The sequence below is a fragment of the Mogibacterium kristiansenii genome, from assembly GCF_009695905.1.
GTDB classification, from domain to species: Bacteria; Bacillota; Clostridia; order Peptostreptococcales; family Anaerovoracaceae; genus Mogibacterium_A; species Mogibacterium_A kristiansenii.
Genome location: NZ_VUNA01000014.1, coordinates 1 through 19,109, shown reverse-complemented (window position 1 = coordinate 19,109; position 19,109 = coordinate 1). Strand labels below are relative to the sequence as shown.

The following is a 19,109-nucleotide window of genomic DNA, read 5'->3' as shown; positions in this document are numbered from 1 at the left end:
AATTACAAAATATACTTATCTACATCCACTTCGCGGATTTTTTCTTTGAACTTCTCCTGTACCATTTCCCGGTCTACCAGAACGTGGGTGATGTCCGGATTCGGAAGCTCGTAGGAAACATCCTCCAGAAGAGTCTCCATGATGGTGTACAGTCTTCTGGCACCAATATTTTCCGTCTCCTCATTCATCAGAAAGGCCATTCCGGCGATTTCGTCAATGGCATCATCGGTGAACTCCACCTGAACTCCTTCCGTCTCCAGAAGGGCTTTCTGCTGCTTGATTACGGCGTTTTCCGGCACCGTAAGAATCTGCTTGAAGGCTTCCTTGTCCAGGTTCTTCAGCTCCACTTTAATCGGGAAACGGCCCTGCAGCTCCGGAATCAGATCCGACGGCTTGGATACGTGGAACGCACCCGCACCGATGAACAGCATATGGTCCGTCTTAACCGGGCCGTGCTTCGTATTGACCACGCTGCCCTCTACAATCGGCAGAATGTCCCGCTGTACGCCTTCTCGGGATACTTCGCCGCTGGCGGTCACGGAACTGCCGGAGGCGATTTTGTCAATCTCATCGATGAACACGATGCCGTTCTGCTCCGCATTCATCAGCGCCTCGTCCACCACCTGATCCATATCCAGCATGCTCTGAGCCTCCTGCTCCCGCAGGATTTTTCTGGCTTCCTTTACCGGCAACTTCTTGTGCTTGGTCTTCTTCGGCATCATATCCCCGAAAATATTTCCGATGGCGATGCCCATGCCTTCGTTCTGCATGTCCAGCTGGTTGGTGTTCGGCGTCACTTCCACATCGATTTCCACCAGCTCGTTCTCCAGCTTTCCGTCTCTCAGCTCACGGCGAACTTGCTCCCTTGCCATGGCAATATCGTCTGCCGGCTTGGCGTTCTCCGCATTCTGCTTGTTCTCGTACTCCTCCTTCTGGCTGGTATACCCACCGCTGTTGAGGATGAAGTCAAAGGGATTGCTGCTCTCTCCGGACTTCTTCTTTTTCTTAGCATCGGGAACCAGCGCTTCCAGAATCAAATCCTCTGCACGCTGATCCGCGATATCGTATTTCTCATCGATGTGCTTCTGCTTCGTGATGCGAACGGAGGCTTCCACCAGATCCCGAATCATGGATTCCACGTCGCGGCCCACATAGCCCACTTCGGTGTACTTTGTCGCTTCCACTTTAATAAAAGGAGCTTCCATAATCCGCGCTAACCGTCTGGCGATTTCCGTCTTACCCACACCGGTCGGACCCATCATCAAGATGTTCTTCGGTGTAATCTCTTCCCGCATCTCATCGCTGAGCTGGTTCCGGCGGTACCGGTTCCGCAGTGCGATAGCAACGGACTTCTTGGCCTCATCCTGTCCGATGATGTATTTGTCCAGTTCTGCTACAATTTCTTTCGGTGTCATATTCTTGATATTCATAGTACCGGGCACGCCTCCTTACAGTTTCTCCACGGAAATGTGGTCATTGGTATATACGCAAATGGAGGACGCGATTTCCAGGGATTTCCGCACGATGGATTCCGCATCCAGTTCCGTATTGTCGTACAGAGCCCGTGCGGCGGAGTACGCAAAATTTCCGCCGGATCCGATGGCAACTACATCCATATCCGGAACGATTACTTCGCCGTTTCCGGATATGACCAGCAAATCGTCTCGGTCCATTACGATCATCAGCGCTTCCAGGCTGCGAGCTCCTTTATCGGAACGCCAGATCTGTGCCAGATCCACCGCGGCCCGCTTCAGATTTCCGCTGTGCTCTTCCAGCTTTTTTTCGAACTTATCCGTAAGGGAAAAAGCATCCGCCACAGAACCGGCAAAACCGGTGAGTACGCGGTCGCCGTATATTTTTTTTACCTTCTTGGCGTTGTTCTTCATGATGGTGGTTTCACCCATGGTCACCTGTCCGTCTCCGCCGATGCAAATGTCTCCGTTGGGACGACGCACTGCGCAGATGGTGGTGGCATGAAATTCGATTTTACCCATTGTTATATCCTTTCTATACCCCTAAAATTATTCTTCTCTGTAGTCGCATTCGCTGCTGGAACACTTGTACCGATATTTTTTCGTGGTGTTTTCCATCAGCAGGGAACCGCACTTCGGACAGGTCCGGTCGATTGGCTTGTTCCAGAATACCACGTCGCAGTCCGGATAACCGCTGCAGCCGTAGAAAATCCGGCCCTTCCGGGAACGCTTCTGCACGATTTCCTTTCCGCATTTCGGACATTTCACGCCGGTTGGAATCACGATGGCTTTGGTGTTGGTGCATTCCGGATAACCGGTGCACGCCAAGAACTGACCAAAACGGCCTTCCTTAATCGCCATCGGTTTTCCGCAGAGTTCGCAGACCTCATCACTGAGCACCACTTCCTGCTCGATTCGCTCCACCTCCGCATCGGCCCGGTCCAATTCCTTTCGGAAATTGCCGTAGAACCCGTCGATGGTGTTTTTCCACGGAAGCTTCTGAAGCTCCACGGAGTCCAGGTTATCTTCCATCTGGGCGGTGAACTGGGCGTCCACGATATCGGAAAAGTATTCCGACAGAATTTTTGTGACATCAAAACCCAACTGGGTCGGCATCAGGGATTTCTTCTCCTTCTTAATGTACCGCCGAGTCCCCAGGGTGGTGATGATGGTAGCGTAAGTGCTCGGCCGGCCGATGTTCAGCTCTTCCAGGGTTTTTACCAGGCTGGCTTCCGTGAACCGCGGCGGCGGTGTGGTGAATTTCTGTTCCGTAATCACGTCCTGCGCCTGCAGCTCCTCGCCTTCTTCCAGCGCCGGAATATTCATACCGTTCTCGCCGGAGGATGCCGGATAGATTTTCTTCCACCCATCAAACTTCGGTGTGGAACCGCTGGCCTTCAGCTCGTATTTGCCATTTTTGATTGCCACCGAAACGGTATCGCTTACCGCCGGTGCCATCTGAGATGCCACGAACCGCTGCCAGATCAGCCGATACAGCTTGTACTGTTCCGGCGTCAGGGATTCCTTCAGCATCTCCGGATCCAGCGTCACATCGGACGGACGAATGGCCTCGTGGGCATCCTGAATATCCTTGTTTTTCTTGTTGGTGAACTTTCCGGAACCGATATATTCTTTTCCCATATTGGCTTCGATGAACTCGTGGGCCTGGCTTCTGGCACCCTCCGCCACACGAACGGAGTCGGTACGGATGTAGGTGACCAGACCGCGGGAACCCATGCCTTTGATGTCCACGCCCTCATAGAGTTGCTGTGCCACCTGCATGGTGCGGCGAGTCGGGAAGTTTAATTTAATGGATGCATCCTGCTGTAATGTACTGGTGGTAAAAGGAGGATACGGATTGGTCTTCTTGTCCTTCCGGATCACCTTTTCCACATGGTACGGGTTCTCCTGCAGTTCGATTTTCACCTTTGCGGCGGCTTCGCCGTCCGGAATATGGATCTTCTTTCCGCTGCGCTTTGCCACCTGCGCCTTGAAGCCTCCGCCAAAATCCGCGAAAATGTTCCAATACTCTTCCGGGATAAAGTTCAGAATCTCCGTCTCTCGGTCGCAGATGATCTTCAGGGCCGCCGACTGCACTCGGCCGGCAGAAAGTCCCCGGCGCACCTTTTTCCAGAGCAGCGGGCTGATCTGATAGCCCACCAGACGATCCAGCACTCGCCGGGCCTGCTGGGCATCCACCAAGCCCATGTTGATGGCTCTCGGATGTTTCAGGGCTTCTTTTACCGCCTCCTTGTTGATTTCATTAAATTCAATTCTGCATTCCGAGGTTGGATCGATACCGAGAAGATGGGCGATATGCCAGGATATTGCCTCCCCTTCCCGGTCCGGGTCCGTTGCCAGAAGGACGCGCTTCGCACTTGCGGCTTCCTTCTTCAGTTCCCGAATGGTCGGGCCCTTGCCCCGGATGTTGATGTACTCCGGCTCGAAATGGTTGTCCACATCCACCGCCAGCCGGCTCTTCGGCAGATCCCGAACGTGACCCACGGACGCGATGACTTTATAACTGGATCCCAGATATTTTCCGATAATCTTTGCCTTGGATGGAGACTCCACCACCAGCAGAGTTCGGGCTCTGGGTTTGGTTATTTTCTTTGTTGTCTTTTTGGTTGTTTTCTTCTTTGCAGCTGTTGCCATTCATTATCTCCTCAAAAATATTTTACAACAGTTTATAGCATACCCCCAAGAAGGCTAATTTGCAAGGTGAATTTTTCCTCCGTGGCTGATGACTATGCCTTTAATTTCAAGCACGGTTATTATAGCACTGATTTTTCCAATGTTTTTGTTCATTATATGTGCAATTTCATTCACATGAATTCCATTATTCCGCTTCACGATTTCCAATATCGCCGTCTCGTCACCGCCTAATGCAATTTTCTTTTCACTCTCTTCCGGCAACTCAAGGCCCATATCCAGGAGTACATCCTTCACCACCACCAGGGGCACCGCGCCGTCTCGAATCAGCAGATTCGTTCCGATGCTGAACTGGCTGTTGATGTTTCCCGGCACCGCATACACCGTCCGTCCCTGTTCGCCGGCAAACTGAGCGGTAATCAGGGATCCGCTGGAAGATCCGGCCTCCACCACGACCACGCCCTCGCTGAGTCCGCTGATAATTCGGTTTCGCGCCGGAAAGGAGTATTGGTTTCCGCTAAAATCATTTTCGTATTCGGAAATAACCAGTCCTTTTTCGGTGATTTCTTCCTGCAGGGGTTTGTTTTTCACCGGGTAATTTCGATCCAATCCGGTGCCCAGCACGGCGATGGTGCTGCCTCCCACTTCCAGCACCCCGGTGTGGGCAAAGGTGTCGATTCCGCTGGCCAATCCGGACACCACCGCCAGCTCCGTCTTCCCGAAATACTTTCCGATCATCAGCGCAGTCTGCTTTCCGTACAGTGAATAGCGGCGAGATCCCACCACCGCCACCTTCCGGCATTCCAGCAGTTCCGGGTTTCCTCTGCAAAAAAGTTTTTTCGGCGGATTCGGAATCTGCCGCAGGAGCTCCGGATACAGCCGGGAATCCCGGTCGATTTCAAAATCTTTTTTTATCATATTACGCCTCCTTCAATAAATATCCTCCGGCGCCGTCCGGTAACTCAGGGCTTCCAGAATATGCTCGCCTTCAATGCATTCCGACTGCTCCGCATCCGCGATGGTGCGGGCTACCTTCTGCACCTTTATCCAGGTGCGAGGCGACAGTTTCAGGTTGGTATACGCATTCTGAAGGATTTTCCGGCCCTCCGCCGAAATCTCCAGCTGCTGCACTTCCCGGTCCTCCAGCAGGCCGTTGGGCTTTTCCTGCCCCCTCGCCGCCGCAAAATCAATCGCTTGCATCACCATTTTCCGCATCTCTTTGGAGGAAAGGTTCTCATCGGGTTTTCGATTCAGCTCATCGTAGTGCACCTTCTCCATCTGAATCAGCATATCCATGCGCTCCAACATGGGACCGCTGAGCCGCTTTCGGTAATTCTCAATCTCTCCCGGCGAGCACCGGCACTCTCGCTCCGGATCTCCCAGATACCCGCAGGGACAGGGATTCGTTGCCATGACTAACCGAAAATCGCTGGGAAACCGGTACGCTCTCCCATGGCGAAAATGGGTGATTTCCCCCTCTTCAAGGGGAATGCGCAGGGCCTCGATGTTTTCCCTTTTGAATTCGCCCACTTCGTCCAGAAAAAGCACCCCGTTGTGAGCCATGGTGATTTCCCCCGGCACCGGGTAACTTCCGCCGCCCAGCAGTCCGGCCTTTCCGATGGAATGGTGGGGGTGCCGGAACGGCGGCGCCGATATGATTTCCTGTCCCTTCTCCAGTTTGCCCGCAATGGAGTAAATCATGGTGGTTTCCACCATCTGCTGCCGGGTCAGCGGCGGGAGGATGGAAGGAATGCGCCGGGCAATCATGGTTTTGCCGCATCCGGGACTTCCCATCATCAGGAGTCCGTGGTGGCCGGCCACCGCAATCACGGCCGCCCGCTTGGCGTTTTCCTGGCCGCTGATATCGCTAAAATCCGCATATTCCGTTTCCCGGATTGCCGGCCGGACGCGTTCGCCCTGTGACGGGATTTTTTTACCCTGAACCGCATCCAGGCATTCTTGAAGATTTCGGACCGCCAAAAGCTCCGGCCCGGCGCTCCCGCCTTCCCGCGCCAGCTCCGCTTCCGCTAAATTCTCCGCCGGCAGAACGACCCGCCGAATCCCCGCTTTTTCCATTCCCAGAATCATGGGCAGCACGCCTTCCACGCGGCACACGTCCCCCTGAAGGGATATCTCTCCAATAAAACCAATTTCACGAAGGGCATCGGCGTCCGCGTATCCCATGGCGCCCAAAATTCCCATGGCAATGGCCAGATCCAGATGGCTCCCGTTTTTGCGGATGCCCGCCGGAATCAAATTCACGGTCACCCGTCGCCGGGGATACTCGAAACCGGAGTTCAGGAGGCCGGACTTGATGCGCTCTCGGGATTCCATCACCGTGGTGGATGCCAGCCCCACAATGTTGATCTGAGGAAGTCCCGGACCGATATCCGTCTCCACTTGCACCGGAATTCCTTCGATGCCCTCGCAAACTGCTGTATATACTACACTTATCATTTTGTCCTCCTTTGTTGATTTGAATGATTTGAGCGCGCTGCGTGCTTTGTGCGCTGCTGCAATTCGGGCGCTCCGCGCGATTTGAGTGATTTGAGTGCTCTACTATATGGGCGCTCCGCGCGAGTTTAGCGATTTGAGTAATTTGAGTGATTAGGGTGTTCCAATTACATTGTCCGTCATATGCAATTTGAAATCTGATTCACTTCGATTTCTACTACATCAAATTGGACCCGTACGTTCTCCAATCGATTCATATGCATATAGTACCGGGCCGCCGCCTGCATCCGCCGGAGCTTCGTTTCATTTACCGCCTCTGCCGGATACCCGAAATCGTCCCCTCTCCGGGTCTTCACCTCCACGAAATGAAAGCAAAAATCCTTTTCCGCAATAATATCAATCTCCCCGGAGCGGCATCGAAAGTTGGTTTCCAAAATCTGAAACCCATCTTCCGCATATACTCTTTCCGCCATCTGTTCTCCAATATCTCCTAGTTTTTTACTGCCAATCATAGTTCTCCTCCTGTCAATCTGTCGCACGTCCTGTCAGTCTGCCGGTTGAGTCGCCGCATGTCCCGTCGGTCTTCCGGTTGAGTCGCCGCTGCTTGGTCCGTTTGATTCTTCCGCCTGTTGGTTCTTCCTTTGTACCATATTCCGGGAAGGGGATGTGGCGTTTCGAGCAAAAAGGACTTTTCGCCCGGGAAAAAGTACCAAAATGGGGCATTTGTAAACCGGGCGCCCGGCGGGCCGGCCGGGAGGAAGGCGGCCCGGCCGCTAGAGTTCGCGCTCGAAATCCGAATTCATTGGCTTTCATGGGAGGCGAGCGCGAACCGAAGAAGCCGACCGGCCGGGTTCAGAAGAGTCCGGCCGCCAAAGTTCGCGCTCGGAAACCGAATTCATTGGCTTTCACGGGAGGCGAGCGCGAACCGGAGAAGCCGGACGGCTGGATTCAGGAGGGGCCGGCCGCCAAAGTTCGCGCTCGGAAACCGAATTCATTGGCTTTCACGGGAGGCGAGCGCGAACCGGAGAAGCCGGACGGCTGGATTCAGGAGGGCCCGGCCGCTAGAGTTCGCGCTCGAAATCCGAATTCATTGGCTTTCACGGGAGGCGAGCGCGAACCGGAGAAGTCTCCCGGGCAGATTCCGGGCTGCCCGACCGCCACAGTTCGCGCTCAGAAACCGAATTCATTGGCTTTCAGAGGAGGCGAGCGCGAACCGGAGAAGTCTCCCGGGCAGATTCCGGACGGTCCGACCGCTAAAGTTCGCGCTCGGAAACCGAATTCATTGGCTTTCATGGGAGGCGAGCGCGAACCGGAGAAGCCGAACGGCTGGATTCAGGAGGGCCCGACCGCTAAAGTTCGCGCTCGGAAACCGAATTCATTGGCTTTCATGGGAGGCGAGCGCGAACCGGAGAAGCCGGACGGCTGGGTTCAGAAGAGTCCGGCCGCTAAAGTTCGCGCTCGAAAACCGAATTCATTGGCTTTCACGGGAGGCGAGCGCGAACCGGATGACTCTGCCGGCCGGCCGAACGGATTCAGGACCGGCCGGCCTGTCAGCCGGGGCTTCAAAAAACAAAAAACTTTGAATCGGCGGACCGAAGCGTCCGCCAATTCAAAGTTTTTTTCATTACATATTATATCCTATTTATAAGGAAGAAACTTACAGTTTCTCTCCCAAAGCGAAGCGGCGGATGGTCCGACCCACTCCGTCCTCGTCATTGCTTTCCGCTACGTAGTCCGCCGCCGCCTTCACATCGTCCCAGGCGTTGCCAACGGCCACGCCCATGCCGGCATAGCGAATCATGGGAATATCATTTCCCGCATCGCCGAAGCTCATAATCCCTTCCCGGGGAATTTTCAGTTTCCGGGACAGAATCTCCAGGGCATGGGCCTTGCTGGAATTGATTCCGCCGATTTCAATGTTATTTTTAACGGACGACACCACATTGCAGTCCGGAAGAGATTGGATTCTCGGACGCATTTCTTTTAGGCGATCATCCCCATAAAAAAAGAAATTGATGTTTTCCAGAATTTCACGGTTTTCTCGCATGAAACCGAAGATATCCGGAATCGGGGTACGGGTGGTCATCACGTATTCCTTGTTTCGGTAGACGCTGCCGTTTACCCGAATGTCCTCGTAAAGGGCTTCGGAAATATAGGGCTTCCCGTGACAGAAGGCCTCTACCATCAGATGTTCTTTTACAGCCAGGTCGATGGCCCGGTCCACCGTGGTGGGGGTGATGTAGCTGGAATAGATGAATTTCCCGGTGGTAAGATCGGTGATATGGGCGCCGTTGGAGGAGATGGCGTACTGAAGGCCCGGAATCGCCAGGACTTCTTTCGGCAGGGCATCGAAGGCTCGGCCGGAGGCCACCACTACCTGAATTCCCGCCTGTACCGCTGCTTCCAGGGATTTTCGGTTGTAATCGGAAAGGCGGTTGTCGCTGTTCATCGTCGTTCCGTCCAGATCCAGTGCAACTAAACGAATATCCATATCGCTTTCTTTTCTCCTTTCAATACGGCTTTTGCATTCGAGGGAAAAAGTCCCGGCGTCCCCATGCAAATGCCGTCGTTCAAAAAACAGGAAAAAGACCACCGTGCAATTACGGTGGCCTTTCGAACAATCAGACTATTCCTCGTCCTGTGCTTCCTCTGCTTCATCGTTGTTCAATGCAGCTTTGATGCTCAGGCTGATTCTCTTTCTGTCAGAATCGATGTCCATGATCTTTGCGGTGATTTCCTGACCCAGGCTCAGCTCGTCGGAAACGTTCTCAACTCTCTTGTTTGCGATTTCCGAAATGTGAACCAGTCCGTCCAGACCTGCTTCCAGTTCAACAAAAGCACCATACTCTTTGATCTGTACAACCTTACCGGTGATGATTCCACCGATCTGGTATTTCGTACCAACCTGAGACCATGGTTCCGGTGTTGTCTGCTTCAGACCCAAAGAAATCTTACCCTTCTCTTCGTTGAGGGACAGAATCTTAACATTGATGATGTCTCCGATGTTCAGGACTTCCTGAGGGTTCTTCAGCTTGCCCCAAGAAATTTCAGAAATGTGCAGAAGACCATCAACGCCACCGATGTCAACGAATGCACCGTAATCGGTAAATCTCATAACCTTACCTTCTACGATGTCGCCAACATTCAGGTTTGCCCATACTTCAGCAACCTGCTTATGCTTCTCTTCAACTAGTACAGCTTTTCTGGAGAATACCGCTCTGTTCCGCTTGTTGTCAACTCTCAAAACCTTGATATCAACAGTCTGGCCGATGAAATCATCGACGTTCTCTTCTGTGACAAAGGTGTCAGCGAGCTGGGACATCGGTACAAATCCGGTAACTTCCTTGTAAACTGCAATTACGCCGCCATTAACTTTCTTGCTAAGTTTAACGGAGAGCGTCTCCTTGTTCTCCATGGCTTCGTTGAGTTCTTTGTAATTCTCATTAATTTCCAGTTTCTTCTTGGAAAGAAGAATTCCGCCATCGTTGTCGTCCGTCTTCATGACTTTGGCCTGAACGGTGTCTCCCTCCTGGAAAACGTCCTTCAGAGACTGACCCTCTTCCAGGGATACTTCAGCCTTCTTCAGGATTCCGTCCTTCTTGCATCCGATGTTAACAATGACTTCATCTTCTGTTACCTGATGCACCTTACCTTCAACAACATCTCCCAGTCTTGGCAGACGCAAAGAATTCTCAATGTCATCCATGAAATCCAGCATTGGATTCTTTTCTGTGGTGTTTGTGACATTTTCGCTCATACTAGCAATAACCTCCTTAATTATCCATTCAGGTGTCGATGCACCCGCGGTTATACCTATTTTATTATATTTTGCGGCTTGTTTCAACTGTAAATCTGAAATATCTTGTATAAGAATTGAATTTTTACAATTCTCTTTCGCGATTTCGAATAATTTCCGCGAGTTGGAGCTGTGCCGGTCGCCGATGACCACCATCAATTCTACTTTTTTGGCCAATTCCCGACAAGCATCCTGACGCTCCCTCGTCGCACTGCAAATGGTGTTGTACAGCTCGTATTCGCAATTTTTGTCCTTAAAAACACCCAGAATCTCTTCCAGGATTTCCACCTTAAAAGTAGTCTGACATACAATCACCGGTTTCCGGCCCGTCTGAAACAGTTCCGGGTGGTTCCGGATCAGCGCCTCTGCGTCCTCTCGGCTCTGCAGAATGTACCCCCGGTAATCGCACCAGCCGTTGGTGGCAATGACCTCCTGGTGCTCCGGATTGCCCACGATGATGATGCCCTTTTCCTCGGCGTGCGCTTTGTGGACGATATCATGAATTTTTGTCACAAAAACACAGGTGGAGTCCACCAGGGCAACCCCCTTCTCCGCCGCCGTGCGATAGAACGATTCCGGTTCTCCGTGGGAGCGGATGATCACCACATCCCCCTCCGAGGCTTCCTCGATGTTCTGAATCATTCCCACACCCTTCTCTTCCAAGGCGCCGGTTACCGACCGATTGTGAATCAGCGGTCCGCAGGTGTACAGGGGACGCTTCTCCCCCTTTTCATTTTTCTCAATCTGTTCCATGGTCAAATCGATGGCTCGCTGCACGCCAAAACAGAAGCCCGACCGATCCGCGCGGATGATTTCCATTTCCGATTTCCTCCTACATCCATAATAGATTGATTATATATGAAGGAGGCTTTTTTTGCCACCGATTTTTGCAAATCGGCCGCTGTTCTTCCGCCGGTTATTCTTCCGATTACTCTTCCGCCGAGCCTTCGCAGCGAATCCGGGCAGCCTGAATCAGATCCCGCAATTTCTCCGGGTCATTGCTCTTCTGCAGGAGGTACCGCATCTGTTCCAGCAGCCCCTTCTCCTCCGGGACGCCGGGGTTCAATATTTTTTCTATCAAAATCAGCCATTTTCGCAGGAACGGCTCCCCCTTCACATCGGGATAAAACAACAACCGCACGGTTTTCCGACCGATCCGATGGTCCTTCCAATAGATCAATTCTGGCTCCAGCATGTACCGCTCCGCGGGAATCAGGTGATTTTCGTTCTCTTCATTTATGTCGTACAGGAGCTCCAGCAAACGGAACTTTTCCGGGGAAGGAAGGCGCTGCGCCATGCAGCGCCGGTAGCCGTTCTGCTCGTAGGACAGGTCGTAGACGCCCGCATTCCGAGAAACCACCATCCGCAGGAAGGTCCCCGCATAATCCTGAATCAAAATCTCAATCATGTACTCCGGAATGGAGTGGCCTACAATCCGCCGGCTGAGCCGCTCTTCCATAGTGTCCTCCTTTCTTTTCCCCTACCCGCCGCACTTGCTGCACGGGGTGTATTTCCGCTCCTTCGCCACATCCTTTTCAATTTCGATGCACCGCCGCTCCAGTACCCGGCATCCGGGCAGGTGATACCGAGAACCGTATTCCGGAAATACGTACACCCTGGTTCCGGACGCCGCCTCCTTGCTCCGGCAGACTCGGCATCCCGTATATTTTCTTTTGACCGATTCCGTCAGTGCCACGGCTTTGGTTTCCGACCGGACGAAAGTGCAGTTCTTGTTGTGGTACTTCTCCCCATCCTGGGGAAAAATAAAGACGCCATCCGCCAGTTCGTTCCGGAATTCCGCCTCCGTCATGGCTTTGCAGTTTCGAACCTGCCCCACATAGGCCCGAGTCATCAGCGCGGAATCGTACCGGGATTGACTGAGGATTCCCAAAGGATTCCGGGTTTTCATGTCCAGCTCCAGGTTCAGGTAAATCAGCTCGTTCAGGCCGTTTCGGTTCTTGCGAAAGCCGTACTCCAGAATCCGATGGGAATCCAGGATGGGGTGATTGTCCCGGGTTCGCTCGGCCACCTCCAGCGGAATCAGGGGCTGCCCTTCGCTGACCACCGCTTCGATGCTCCCCTTCCGAAATTCCGTGGCGGTGATAAAAGCCGCATCCTCGATGCAGGAATAGTACAGAACGATAGAGGACAGCACAATCATGGCGATGAGAAGCACGGGAAGGGTGATGGCCGCCTCCACGACATAGCTTCCCCGCCGGCAATCTCCCCGCCGACGGCCGGTGAAAGGATTCCGGGATTTCCGCCTCTCCTTACCGATATTCTCTGCTGTATGCATATTTTTTTCCGTTAACATGAATCGCAAAACTCACCCCTCCGTAATATTCCGCCAGGTTAAAATCCCGGTAATACCGATATTTCATGTTAATCTGCACCAGGTCCATGAGGCGGCGCAGCCGGGTTTCCTCCGGCAGGACCAGAATCATGATCATCAGGTACTCTTCGTAATCCAGCCCTTCTTCCACCACTTTTCCGGCAGACTTCCCGGCCGCCTCCGACACCTCACCTCCTTTCTCCTTCAGCAGCTTCCGGGAATCCTCGTCTAATTTTTTTTGCACCTCCTCGTCCTTCAGAATTCCCTCAATGCCCGTGTTCCAGGTGGCCGCGGTTTTCATCACCGGCACCCGCCTGCCCGCCAGCAGATTTTCCACGTCCTTCTCCGACTCCAGCGCCGCCCAGGCTTCCATGAGAATGCCCTGAGTCACCACCCCCATGGGGCCCGGCGAGATGATTTCCGCAATCGCCGTCACCACTTCCACCTTCTCCGGATCCTTGTACAGATAGGCCAGATTCAGCCCGTTCCGAATCAGAAAAAGGCGCCGCCGGCAGCTTTTCAGGTTGGTCTCGTCGTTCGCCGCCCCTTTGAGAACGTACTCCCATTCGTTTCGAAAGTAATGTTTCTTGCCGTCCGCCGTTCGGCGATAGCTGTTCATGTACTTTCTCATAAAAACAATTTCCATCGGGACGTTCTTTACCGATCCGCCGCCGGGCGAAACGAATTTTCCGGACTTCAGCGCTTCAATCACCGAATCCGGGGAAAAAGAACTTTCTCCTTGGGCCGAAGGCAGAGTGTGAAGCACCACCGGATTTTTGATTTCCCGAGGAAGGTTCTCGGCCTTTTGCGCCCCTTTATTCCCCGGCTTCTCGGACGCCGCAAGGTCCCCCCGGTCCTTTCTTTTTTCCTTCTTCAACAACACTTCCAGGGACTCCGTCCCGAAGCTGTTGGCCATGGCTCTCCGAAAATTCTCCGGTTCCGACAGCTCATAGCCGTTCAGATCCGCCGTGGCCGACAGGCTGCGCACCTGAAGCCGATTGCTCAGGGAATAATGCATGTAGTATTCTAATTTTCTTGCCACCTCCGGATTGTTTCCGTAGAATCCCATGATGCCGTAATCCCGGAGGAGGTGCCGGTCGTATTCCGACAGGATTCCCCGGGTCCACACGTTTCCGTAACTCCGGCAGATGCTGTTCAGCGTCATCTGCCGGATTACTATAATAGAAGAAAGAATCGCCATGCTAAGGGATACCGAAATCATCGCCATCAGAACGGTGGCAGAGCCTTTTCTATTCTTCATGAAGCACTTCCTTTGCTCGCACCAACAAATCCTCGTTAAACTCATAGGACCGAATTTCCAGCCGGCATTCCGGCCGCGTCCGCAGAATGCCCGCCGGCGCCATCCGGACGCTTTCGCTCTTCCGGTATACTTTTATCACCGCTTCCCGGTCCGAATCCCAGCGCCGACAAGCTTCCTTGTGACCTTTCACCCCGGTTGCCAGAATGTTAAGATAGAATACAAAGAGATTTAGAATTAGCAATACCGCTGCGGTAATCAGGGGAATGGCCACGGCCGCCTCCACAAATTCATTTCCCCGGCGACTCTTCAGAATCCCTTTCATGGTCAGAACTGGCCCGCGTCCAGCTTGGAGAACACCTCGTTGACGAACGCGGTAATCTGGGATTTGAAAATAATTCCCAGGGCCACCGCAATGGCCACCAGTATGGCTACCTGCACCATTTCCATTCCTCGCTTCTGTTTCAACAATTTCATCATCGCAATTACCTTCCTTTCAAACAAATCATTTCCTCACATCACCAGAATCGCCGGCGCCATGGTCACCACAATCAGCAGGATCAGCAGCAGGCCCAGGGGCCCGGCCATTTTGGTATCGATGGCTTTGCCCTTCTCCGCCGCCACGATTTTACGTTCCTCCCACAGAAATCGGCTCTCCCGGCTGAGACTTTCCACCACGTCGCTTCCCCGACGTTCGTTTTCCAGCAGAATGGTGGAAATTCGCAGCATTTCCTTTACGTTGTGCATTCCCGCAAAATGATTCAGCAGCATGGCCGTACTCACCCGGTGGTCCCGATGTCCTCGGTACAGCTCCACCATCTCGTTTTCGAAATCGCTTCGGGCCTCTGCCGGAATCATAGAATAGCTCTGGCAGATCCGGTCAAACGCATCGCTGAGAATCACCCCGGCATAGAGCATCATCACCAGCTGATTCACGAATCTGGGAAGTCCTCGAAGAAGGCCGTCGTCGCCCTTTTTCTTCTTACGGGGAGCCAGGCGGCTGTAGAGCGCCATTCCAACCAACAGACAGTACATTCCAAAAATGGTCAGCTCTTCGCTGCGGCCCGGATCCCCCTTCTGCCAGGTGATGGGGCTGCCATCGGAAAGCTCCGACGGAAAATCAATCTTTTTGCCCGCAGACGATTCGATGTCGGAAAGAATCCGGCCCAGCTCCATCTCCCGGTTCTGCTTCACCTCCTTTCGCCGGTCTTTCTTCCCGGCGTTCCGGCTTTCCTCCATCTCCTTCAGGGAACGCTTGGAAATAATCACCTCCTTCTCCAGCACTTCGTCCTTTCCCTGAATCCGCACCCGCACGGGGTACTCCTCGTAGGAATTGAGGGACCGCCGCTGAATCCCCGTCACGTTGCCGCTTCCGTCCACGATGTATTTTCCCGATTCCAGGCCGCTTTTTATCACAAAAGAAGCCAGGAAAAGGGCACACACCAACGTAATTCCATAAAGCTGCCGAAGCAGCGACGGGTCCGCCCGAATCCGCCGAAGCATCTCCCGGATCCACCGAACGACCTTCGATTCTGCCATTTGCTGTATTTTTTCATTCATATCTTCACCTTTACAATCCGCTGCACCAATTCATAAATTCCAACATTCGCCCCAATCATTCCCGTCATAATCAGCCGCCCCCGAATGGTTTCGTACATGGGGGCAATATAATCCGGCGAGGCCAGGTTCAGAAAAAGAATCACCACCACCGGTGCCAGGAGGATGATCAACCCTTCCTGCTCCTTTCGCCGAATCAACTCCCGAATCTCCCGCTCGATGGTCATTTTGTCGATGATCACCATGGCGGCTTGATTCATGGCCCGAATTAGGCTGGCACCGGTAATCTTGCAAGTGGCATAAATGGTCACGAAATCAATCACATCCTCCTGCCCGCTCAAGGCGGCCAGGTCCGCCAGCACATCCACGTCATCTTCGTTGCCGTGCTCGATTCGCTGATGGACGAGTTTCATTTCCCGCACCAGAATGGCATCTTCATCGTAAATATCCACCATCCGGGGAATCGCTTCCTCGATGGAATCTTTCATGGACCGCCCGGCGCCGATGGAAGTGGCGGCGATGAACAGGAAATCCTTGAACTGCATCAGGTACTCCCGCCTTCTTCGTTCCTTTAATATCTCCACGGCGAATTTCTTCAGCCTCGGCAGAAAGGGGATAATCACTGCGCCGAACAGGATGTTTCGGTAGAACAACAGGGCCACCAACAGGGCGACCGTCCCGGAAACCCCGTAGAACACCGCGTTTTCTCTCCGGGACATTTCATAAATTCTAAAGTCGGTCATTCATGCCACCTCTTTTTAGGTTATCCCGATGCAGCAGCGCATTCCCGGTTCGAACCAGTGCTCCCGCCCCATCAATACGATACAGATAATTGATGTTGTATTCCTTTCCGTCGAACCCCGCCAGCTCCGCCACTTCCATCACCCGCCGGTTCCCATCGCCGTCCCGCTTCAGGTGCACGAAAATCTCAATGGCATTGGCAATCTGATTCCGCACCGTGTACACCGGCACCTGGGCGCCCATCATGTACATGGTCTCCAGACGGTTCAGCATGCCCCGAATGGAATTCCCGTGGCCGGTGGAAATGCTCCCGGAATGGCCCGTGTTCATGGCCTGAATCATATCCAAAACCTCTCCGCCCCGCACTTCCCCCACGATAATCCGGTCCGGCCGCATCCGCAGGCTGGTGCGAATCAATTGGTCCATCCGCACCTCTCCCTTCCCGATGGAATTGGCGCTGCGGCACTCCATCTGCACCCGGTTCTCCAGGTGATTCAGCTGCAGCTCCGCGGAATCCTCAATGATCACCACCCGCTCCTCCGGATGAATGTAGGATGCCAGCGCATTGAGCATGGTGGTTTTGCCCGAGGATGTTCCGCCGCTGATAAAAATATTGTATCCGCACTCCGTCAGCGCACACAGGTCCTCCTTGCACTCCTCCGTCAAGCTCTTCCGCTGCACCAGCTCTTCCATGGTAATCATGGATTCCGCGAATTTCCGGATGGTGAGAGACGGTCCGTTCAGCGCCACATTCCGAAGCACCCCGTTGATTCGGTACCCGCTAGGCATCCGCGCGTCCACGATGGGATTCGCTTCGTTGATCTCCCGGTGCACGTCCGATGCCAGCATACGGATCACCCCCTCCAGTTCCTCTGCCGAAATAAACGCGTTGTCCACCGCCTGCACCTTCCGGTTCTTCTCCACAAAAATATGCTCCGGCCCGTTCACCATAATCTCGTTGATGGCCGGATCCTCCAAATATTCCTGCAGGATTCCGTACTTACTCCGGAGGCGAAGGTACACCGCCCGCACCATATCGCAAATCTCCCAATACTCCACCCGGCTGGCCAGCTCCGACCCGAAAAACTCATCCTCCACATATTTCAGCAGCCGCTCCGCATCCTCCGCCACCTCCGAGTGGGACAGCTTCTTCCGCAATTCCCGGATAAAACCATCCAGCTCCCGGCTGTACTTTTCCGTCACTTCCTTTAACATCGCATCTCCTTTGCTGTGTCTTGGTGCGGAGCACTTGTCCTGCAGTGTGCTCCGCCTTTACTCGGTGCTTCGCACTCGGCCTGCGTTGTGCTCCGCCTTTACTCGGTGCTCCGCACTCGGCCTGCGCTGTGCTCCGCACTCACGGCGTCTCCAAAATTCCTTGTACCAGCCGCGCCGCATTCCGAATCTCCCCGGCCCGCTCCGGCACCACCAGCGACGTCTTCGGAAAATACTCCCGCATATCTTCCTCCGCCATGTAGATGCACCACTCGGAATTCTTCATCACCTCGATGTTCCGTTCCGAGAAGCAATCCCCCACGCTGCACACCACTGCCGAAAAATACCGTCCCATCTCCCGAATCAGCTCCAGACATTCCCGCCCCGGAATCTTCATCAGCTCGTTCATTCCCCGCGGCATTCGAACCCGAAACACGTTCCCCCTCTCCCGCCGAAAAAACACCTCCACCGGAATGTTCTTCCCGCTCTGAAGGTAGTACACCAGCTTTCGAAAGGTATTTCCCGATTCTTCCGGCTGCCCCTCCCGATAAAAATACGTTAAATCCAGCAGCAGTACCCGTTCTTCCAGGCGTTCTCCCAATTCCAAGGCCACCTGCTCCGCCAGCCGGTGTCCCAGATCCGTGCGCTCCACCGCACCCACGGTAACGATGCGGTCCTCTCCCCTTCGCAAATCTCCTTTTCCCGTCCAGAGAAAGGCACACAGCCGCAGGTCCGTCAGAAGCTCATCCACGCCGGCATACTTGAACAGCACATAGGGGCCCTTGCCTTCTATCTCCCGCCGGCACTCCGAGCTCAGCAGCACCATGCCTTCCCGTAGCTTGCCTTCGCCCACATCCGTCACCAGGAGCGTATCCTCTTCCATCCGGAAATTATCTTCTATTATCACGTACAGGTTCCACCGGCTCCGGCGAATTCGCTTCGCCAACGCATCCCGGTATTCCCGATCCTTCATCACCAATTTCAATCTCATCGCTTCGTCCTCTCGCTCCGTGCCCGCCTTCCGTTCTGCGCCTCCGGCGGCAGTCGGCGCGGGTTGTATTCGCCGCCCCGCCTCTTTGTGCACCTACTGTACCACAAAAAAAATTCCCCTTCAGTACACATTTATTATCATCCGGCTTGCTTTTAAACCGGCGGCTCAGGACTTGGTGCACGATAACCCGCAAAACCTTGTACCTCCGTTCCCGGTGCACCAAGTCCCGAAGGGTTTTCGGCCCGCCAGGGGCACGGGCTTGGTGCACGATAACCCGCAAACCCTTGTGCCTCCGTTCCTTTTGCACCAAGTCCCGAAGGATTTTCCACCGTCCGACGGTCCGGACTTGGTGCACGATTACCCGCAAAACCTTGTACCTCCGTTCCCGGTGCACCAAGTCCGGAAGGGTTTTCGGCCCGCCGGCGGCCCGGACTTGGTGCACGATTACCCGCAAAACCTGTTATGAAGTGACCGTTGTCAAGAGACGATTACAAGAAAGTTTCTTCTCTCGGCATGGCACATTTGTATTTTCTTGACAGCATCTGGAAAGAGCTTTGATTTAACAGTTCCCGGCATGTGGCCACTCTGTTATTCGTGGATTGGTTACCTACAGGCTAATGGTCCGCCGTGAGCCCTGCGATCTT

Annotated in this window: 18 protein-coding genes; 1 reads left to right on the top strand and 17 read right to left on the bottom strand. The window is 53.8% G+C overall.

Features of this window, described 5'->3' with window-relative positions; translation table 11 throughout:
• Positions 1–2: 2 nt before the first annotated feature.
• From hslU to FYJ65_RS07275, 6 genes are all read right to left on the bottom strand, one after another.
• Positions 3–1,430, bottom strand: a complete 1,428-nt coding sequence (hslU, locus tag FYJ65_RS07300; RefSeq protein WP_154554689.1) for an ATP-dependent protease ATPase subunit HslU — start codon at positions 1,428–1,430, stop codon at positions 3–5.
• An 18-nt stretch (positions 1,431–1,448) separates the two neighbouring features.
• Positions 1,449–1,994 (bottom strand): ATP-dependent protease subunit HslV, encoded by a 546-nt coding sequence (gene hslV, locus FYJ65_RS07295; protein WP_154554688.1) that lies wholly within the window; start codon positions 1,992–1,994, stop codon positions 1,449–1,451.
• Between the two features lie 27 nt (positions 1,995–2,021).
• On the bottom strand, positions 2,022–4,127 hold the full coding sequence (gene topA / locus FYJ65_RS07290) for a type I DNA topoisomerase (RefSeq protein ID WP_154554687.1): 2,106 nt from the start codon (positions 4,125–4,127) through the stop codon (positions 2,022–2,024).
• A 54-nt stretch (positions 4,128–4,181) separates the two neighbouring features.
• The gene (gene dprA / locus FYJ65_RS07285) at positions 4,182–5,042 is read right to left on the bottom strand and encodes a DNA-processing protein DprA (RefSeq protein WP_154554685.1); all 861 of its coding nucleotides are present in this window, start codon (positions 5,040–5,042) and stop codon (positions 4,182–4,184) included.
• A gap of 12 nt (positions 5,043–5,054) precedes the next feature.
• Positions 5,055–6,581, bottom strand: a complete 1,527-nt coding sequence (locus tag FYJ65_RS07280) for a YifB family Mg chelatase-like AAA ATPase (RefSeq protein ID WP_154554684.1) — start codon at positions 6,579–6,581, stop codon at positions 5,055–5,057.
• 176 nt (positions 6,582–6,757) lie between these two features.
• Positions 6,758–7,090, bottom strand: a complete 333-nt coding sequence (locus FYJ65_RS07275; RefSeq protein WP_154554683.1) for a YraN family protein — start codon at positions 7,088–7,090, stop codon at positions 6,758–6,760.
• A gap of 152 nt (positions 7,091–7,242) precedes the next feature.
• On the opposite strand from FYJ65_RS07275, the gene FYJ65_RS07270 reads away from it, so the two are divergent.
• Positions 7,243–8,226: a hypothetical protein gene (locus FYJ65_RS07270; RefSeq protein WP_154554682.1), complete on the top strand. Its 984-nt coding sequence runs from the start codon at positions 7,243–7,245 to the stop codon at positions 8,224–8,226.
• Between the two features lie 9 nt (positions 8,227–8,235).
• On the opposite strand, the gene FYJ65_RS07265 is transcribed toward FYJ65_RS07270, so the two are convergent.
• The 11 genes from FYJ65_RS07265 to FYJ65_RS07215 all read right to left on the bottom strand — a co-directional run bounded on the left by FYJ65_RS07265 (position 8,236) and on the right by FYJ65_RS07215 (position 18,465).
• Positions 8,236–9,069: a Cof-type HAD-IIB family hydrolase gene (locus tag FYJ65_RS07265; protein ID WP_154554681.1), complete on the bottom strand. Its 834-nt coding sequence runs from the start codon at positions 9,067–9,069 to the stop codon at positions 8,236–8,238.
• Between the two features lie 135 nt (positions 9,070–9,204).
• Positions 9,205–11,193 (bottom strand): bifunctional 4-hydroxy-3-methylbut-2-enyl diphosphate reductase/30S ribosomal protein S1, encoded by a 1,989-nt coding sequence (locus FYJ65_RS07260; RefSeq protein ID WP_154554680.1) that lies wholly within the window; start codon positions 11,191–11,193, stop codon positions 9,205–9,207.
• Positions 11,194–11,302: 109 nt separating this feature from the next.
• Complete coding sequence (locus FYJ65_RS07255; RefSeq protein ID WP_154554679.1) at positions 11,303–11,833, bottom strand: DUF6382 domain-containing protein; 531 nt, start codon at positions 11,831–11,833, stop codon at positions 11,303–11,305.
• A 21-nt stretch (positions 11,834–11,854) separates the two neighbouring features.
• Positions 11,855–12,670 carry a hypothetical protein gene (locus tag FYJ65_RS07250; protein ID WP_154554678.1) on the bottom strand — a complete coding sequence of 272 codons (816 nt, stop codon included), beginning with the start codon at positions 12,668–12,670 and terminating at the stop codon, positions 11,855–11,857.
• A complete protein-coding gene (locus tag FYJ65_RS07245) occupies positions 12,645–13,967 on the bottom strand; it encodes a DUF5702 domain-containing protein (RefSeq protein ID WP_154554677.1) in 1,323 nt (440 codons plus the stop codon). Before FYJ65_RS07245 ends, FYJ65_RS07250 begins: the two co-directional genes overlap by 26 nt.
• Positions 13,957–14,289 (bottom strand): hypothetical protein, encoded by a 333-nt coding sequence (locus FYJ65_RS07240; RefSeq protein WP_154554676.1) that lies wholly within the window; start codon positions 14,287–14,289, stop codon positions 13,957–13,959. The genes FYJ65_RS07245 and FYJ65_RS07240 overlap by 11 nt, the downstream gene beginning before the upstream one ends.
• A gap of 2 nt (positions 14,290–14,291) precedes the next feature.
• On the bottom strand, positions 14,292–14,444 hold the full coding sequence (locus tag FYJ65_RS07235; RefSeq protein WP_154554675.1) for a Flp1 family type IVb pilin: 153 nt from the start codon (positions 14,442–14,444) through the stop codon (positions 14,292–14,294).
• Between the two features lie 33 nt (positions 14,445–14,477).
• Positions 14,478–15,503 (bottom strand): type II secretion system F family protein, encoded by a 1,026-nt coding sequence (locus FYJ65_RS07230; RefSeq protein WP_206157356.1) that lies wholly within the window; start codon positions 15,501–15,503, stop codon positions 14,478–14,480.
• Positions 15,504–15,520: 17 nt separating this feature from the next.
• Positions 15,521–16,264 carry a type II secretion system F family protein gene (locus tag FYJ65_RS07225; protein ID WP_154554673.1) on the bottom strand — a complete coding sequence of 248 codons (744 nt, stop codon included), beginning with the start codon at positions 16,262–16,264 and terminating at the stop codon, positions 15,521–15,523.
• Positions 16,251–17,477 carry a CpaF family protein gene (locus tag FYJ65_RS07220; protein ID WP_154554672.1) on the bottom strand — a complete coding sequence of 409 codons (1,227 nt, stop codon included), beginning with the start codon at positions 17,475–17,477 and terminating at the stop codon, positions 16,251–16,253. Before FYJ65_RS07220 ends, FYJ65_RS07225 begins: the two co-directional genes overlap by 14 nt.
• A 139-nt stretch (positions 17,478–17,616) precedes the next feature.
• Positions 17,617–18,465 (bottom strand): hypothetical protein, encoded by an 849-nt coding sequence (locus FYJ65_RS07215; RefSeq protein ID WP_154554671.1) that lies wholly within the window; start codon positions 18,463–18,465, stop codon positions 17,617–17,619.
• Between the last annotated feature and the right edge of the window lie 644 nt (positions 18,466–19,109).

Bases quoted from the DNA above. Each gene is read 5' to 3' on its own strand.
- hslU (WP_154554689.1), bottom strand. From the start codon at position 1,430: ATGAATATCAAGAATATGACACCGAAAGAAATTGTAGCAGAACTGGAC.
- hslV (WP_154554688.1), bottom strand. From the start codon at position 1,994: ATGGGTAAAATCGAATTTCATGCCACCACCATCTGCGCAGTGCGTCGT.
- topA (WP_154554687.1), bottom strand. From the start codon at position 4,127: ATGGCAACAGCTGCAAAGAAGAAAACAACCAAAAAGACAACAAAGAAA.
- dprA (WP_154554685.1), bottom strand. From the start codon at position 5,042: ATGATAAAAAAAGATTTTGAAATCGACCGGGATTCCCGGCTGTATCCG.
- FYJ65_RS07280 (WP_154554684.1), bottom strand. From the start codon at position 6,581: ATGATAAGTGTAGTATATACAGCAGTTTGCGAGGGCATCGAAGGAATT.
- FYJ65_RS07275 (WP_154554683.1), bottom strand. From the start codon at position 7,090: ATGATTGGCAGTAAAAAACTAGGAGATATTGGAGAACAGATGGCGGAA.
- FYJ65_RS07270 (WP_154554682.1), top strand. From the start codon at position 7,243: ATGTGGCGTTTCGAGCAAAAAGGACTTTTCGCCCGGGAAAAAGTACCA.
- FYJ65_RS07265 (WP_154554681.1), bottom strand. From the start codon at position 9,069: ATGGATATTCGTTTAGTTGCACTGGATCTGGACGGAACGACGATGAAC.
- FYJ65_RS07260 (WP_154554680.1), bottom strand. From the start codon at position 11,193: ATGGAAATCATCCGCGCGGATCGGTCGGGCTTCTGTTTTGGCGTGCAG.
- FYJ65_RS07255 (WP_154554679.1), bottom strand. From the start codon at position 11,833: ATGGAAGAGCGGCTCAGCCGGCGGATTGTAGGCCACTCCATTCCGGAG.
- FYJ65_RS07250 (WP_154554678.1), bottom strand. From the start codon at position 12,670: ATGCATACAGCAGAGAATATCGGTAAGGAGAGGCGGAAATCCCGGAAT.
- FYJ65_RS07245 (WP_154554677.1), bottom strand. From the start codon at position 13,967: ATGAAGAATAGAAAAGGCTCTGCCACCGTTCTGATGGCGATGATTTCG.
- FYJ65_RS07240 (WP_154554676.1), bottom strand. From the start codon at position 14,289: ATGAAAGGGATTCTGAAGAGTCGCCGGGGAAATGAATTTGTGGAGGCG.
- FYJ65_RS07235 (WP_154554675.1), bottom strand. From the start codon at position 14,444: ATGATGAAATTGTTGAAACAGAAGCGAGGAATGGAAATGGTGCAGGTA.
- FYJ65_RS07230 (WP_206157356.1), bottom strand. From the start codon at position 15,503: ATGGCAGAATCGAAGGTCGTTCGGTGGATCCGGGAGATGCTTCGGCGG.
- FYJ65_RS07225 (WP_154554673.1), bottom strand. From the start codon at position 16,264: ATGACCGACTTTAGAATTTATGAAATGTCCCGGAGAGAAAACGCGGTG.
- FYJ65_RS07220 (WP_154554672.1), bottom strand. From the start codon at position 17,477: ATGTTAAAGGAAGTGACGGAAAAGTACAGCCGGGAGCTGGATGGTTTT.
- FYJ65_RS07215 (WP_154554671.1), bottom strand. From the start codon at position 18,465: ATGAGATTGAAATTGGTGATGAAGGATCGGGAATACCGGGATGCGTTG.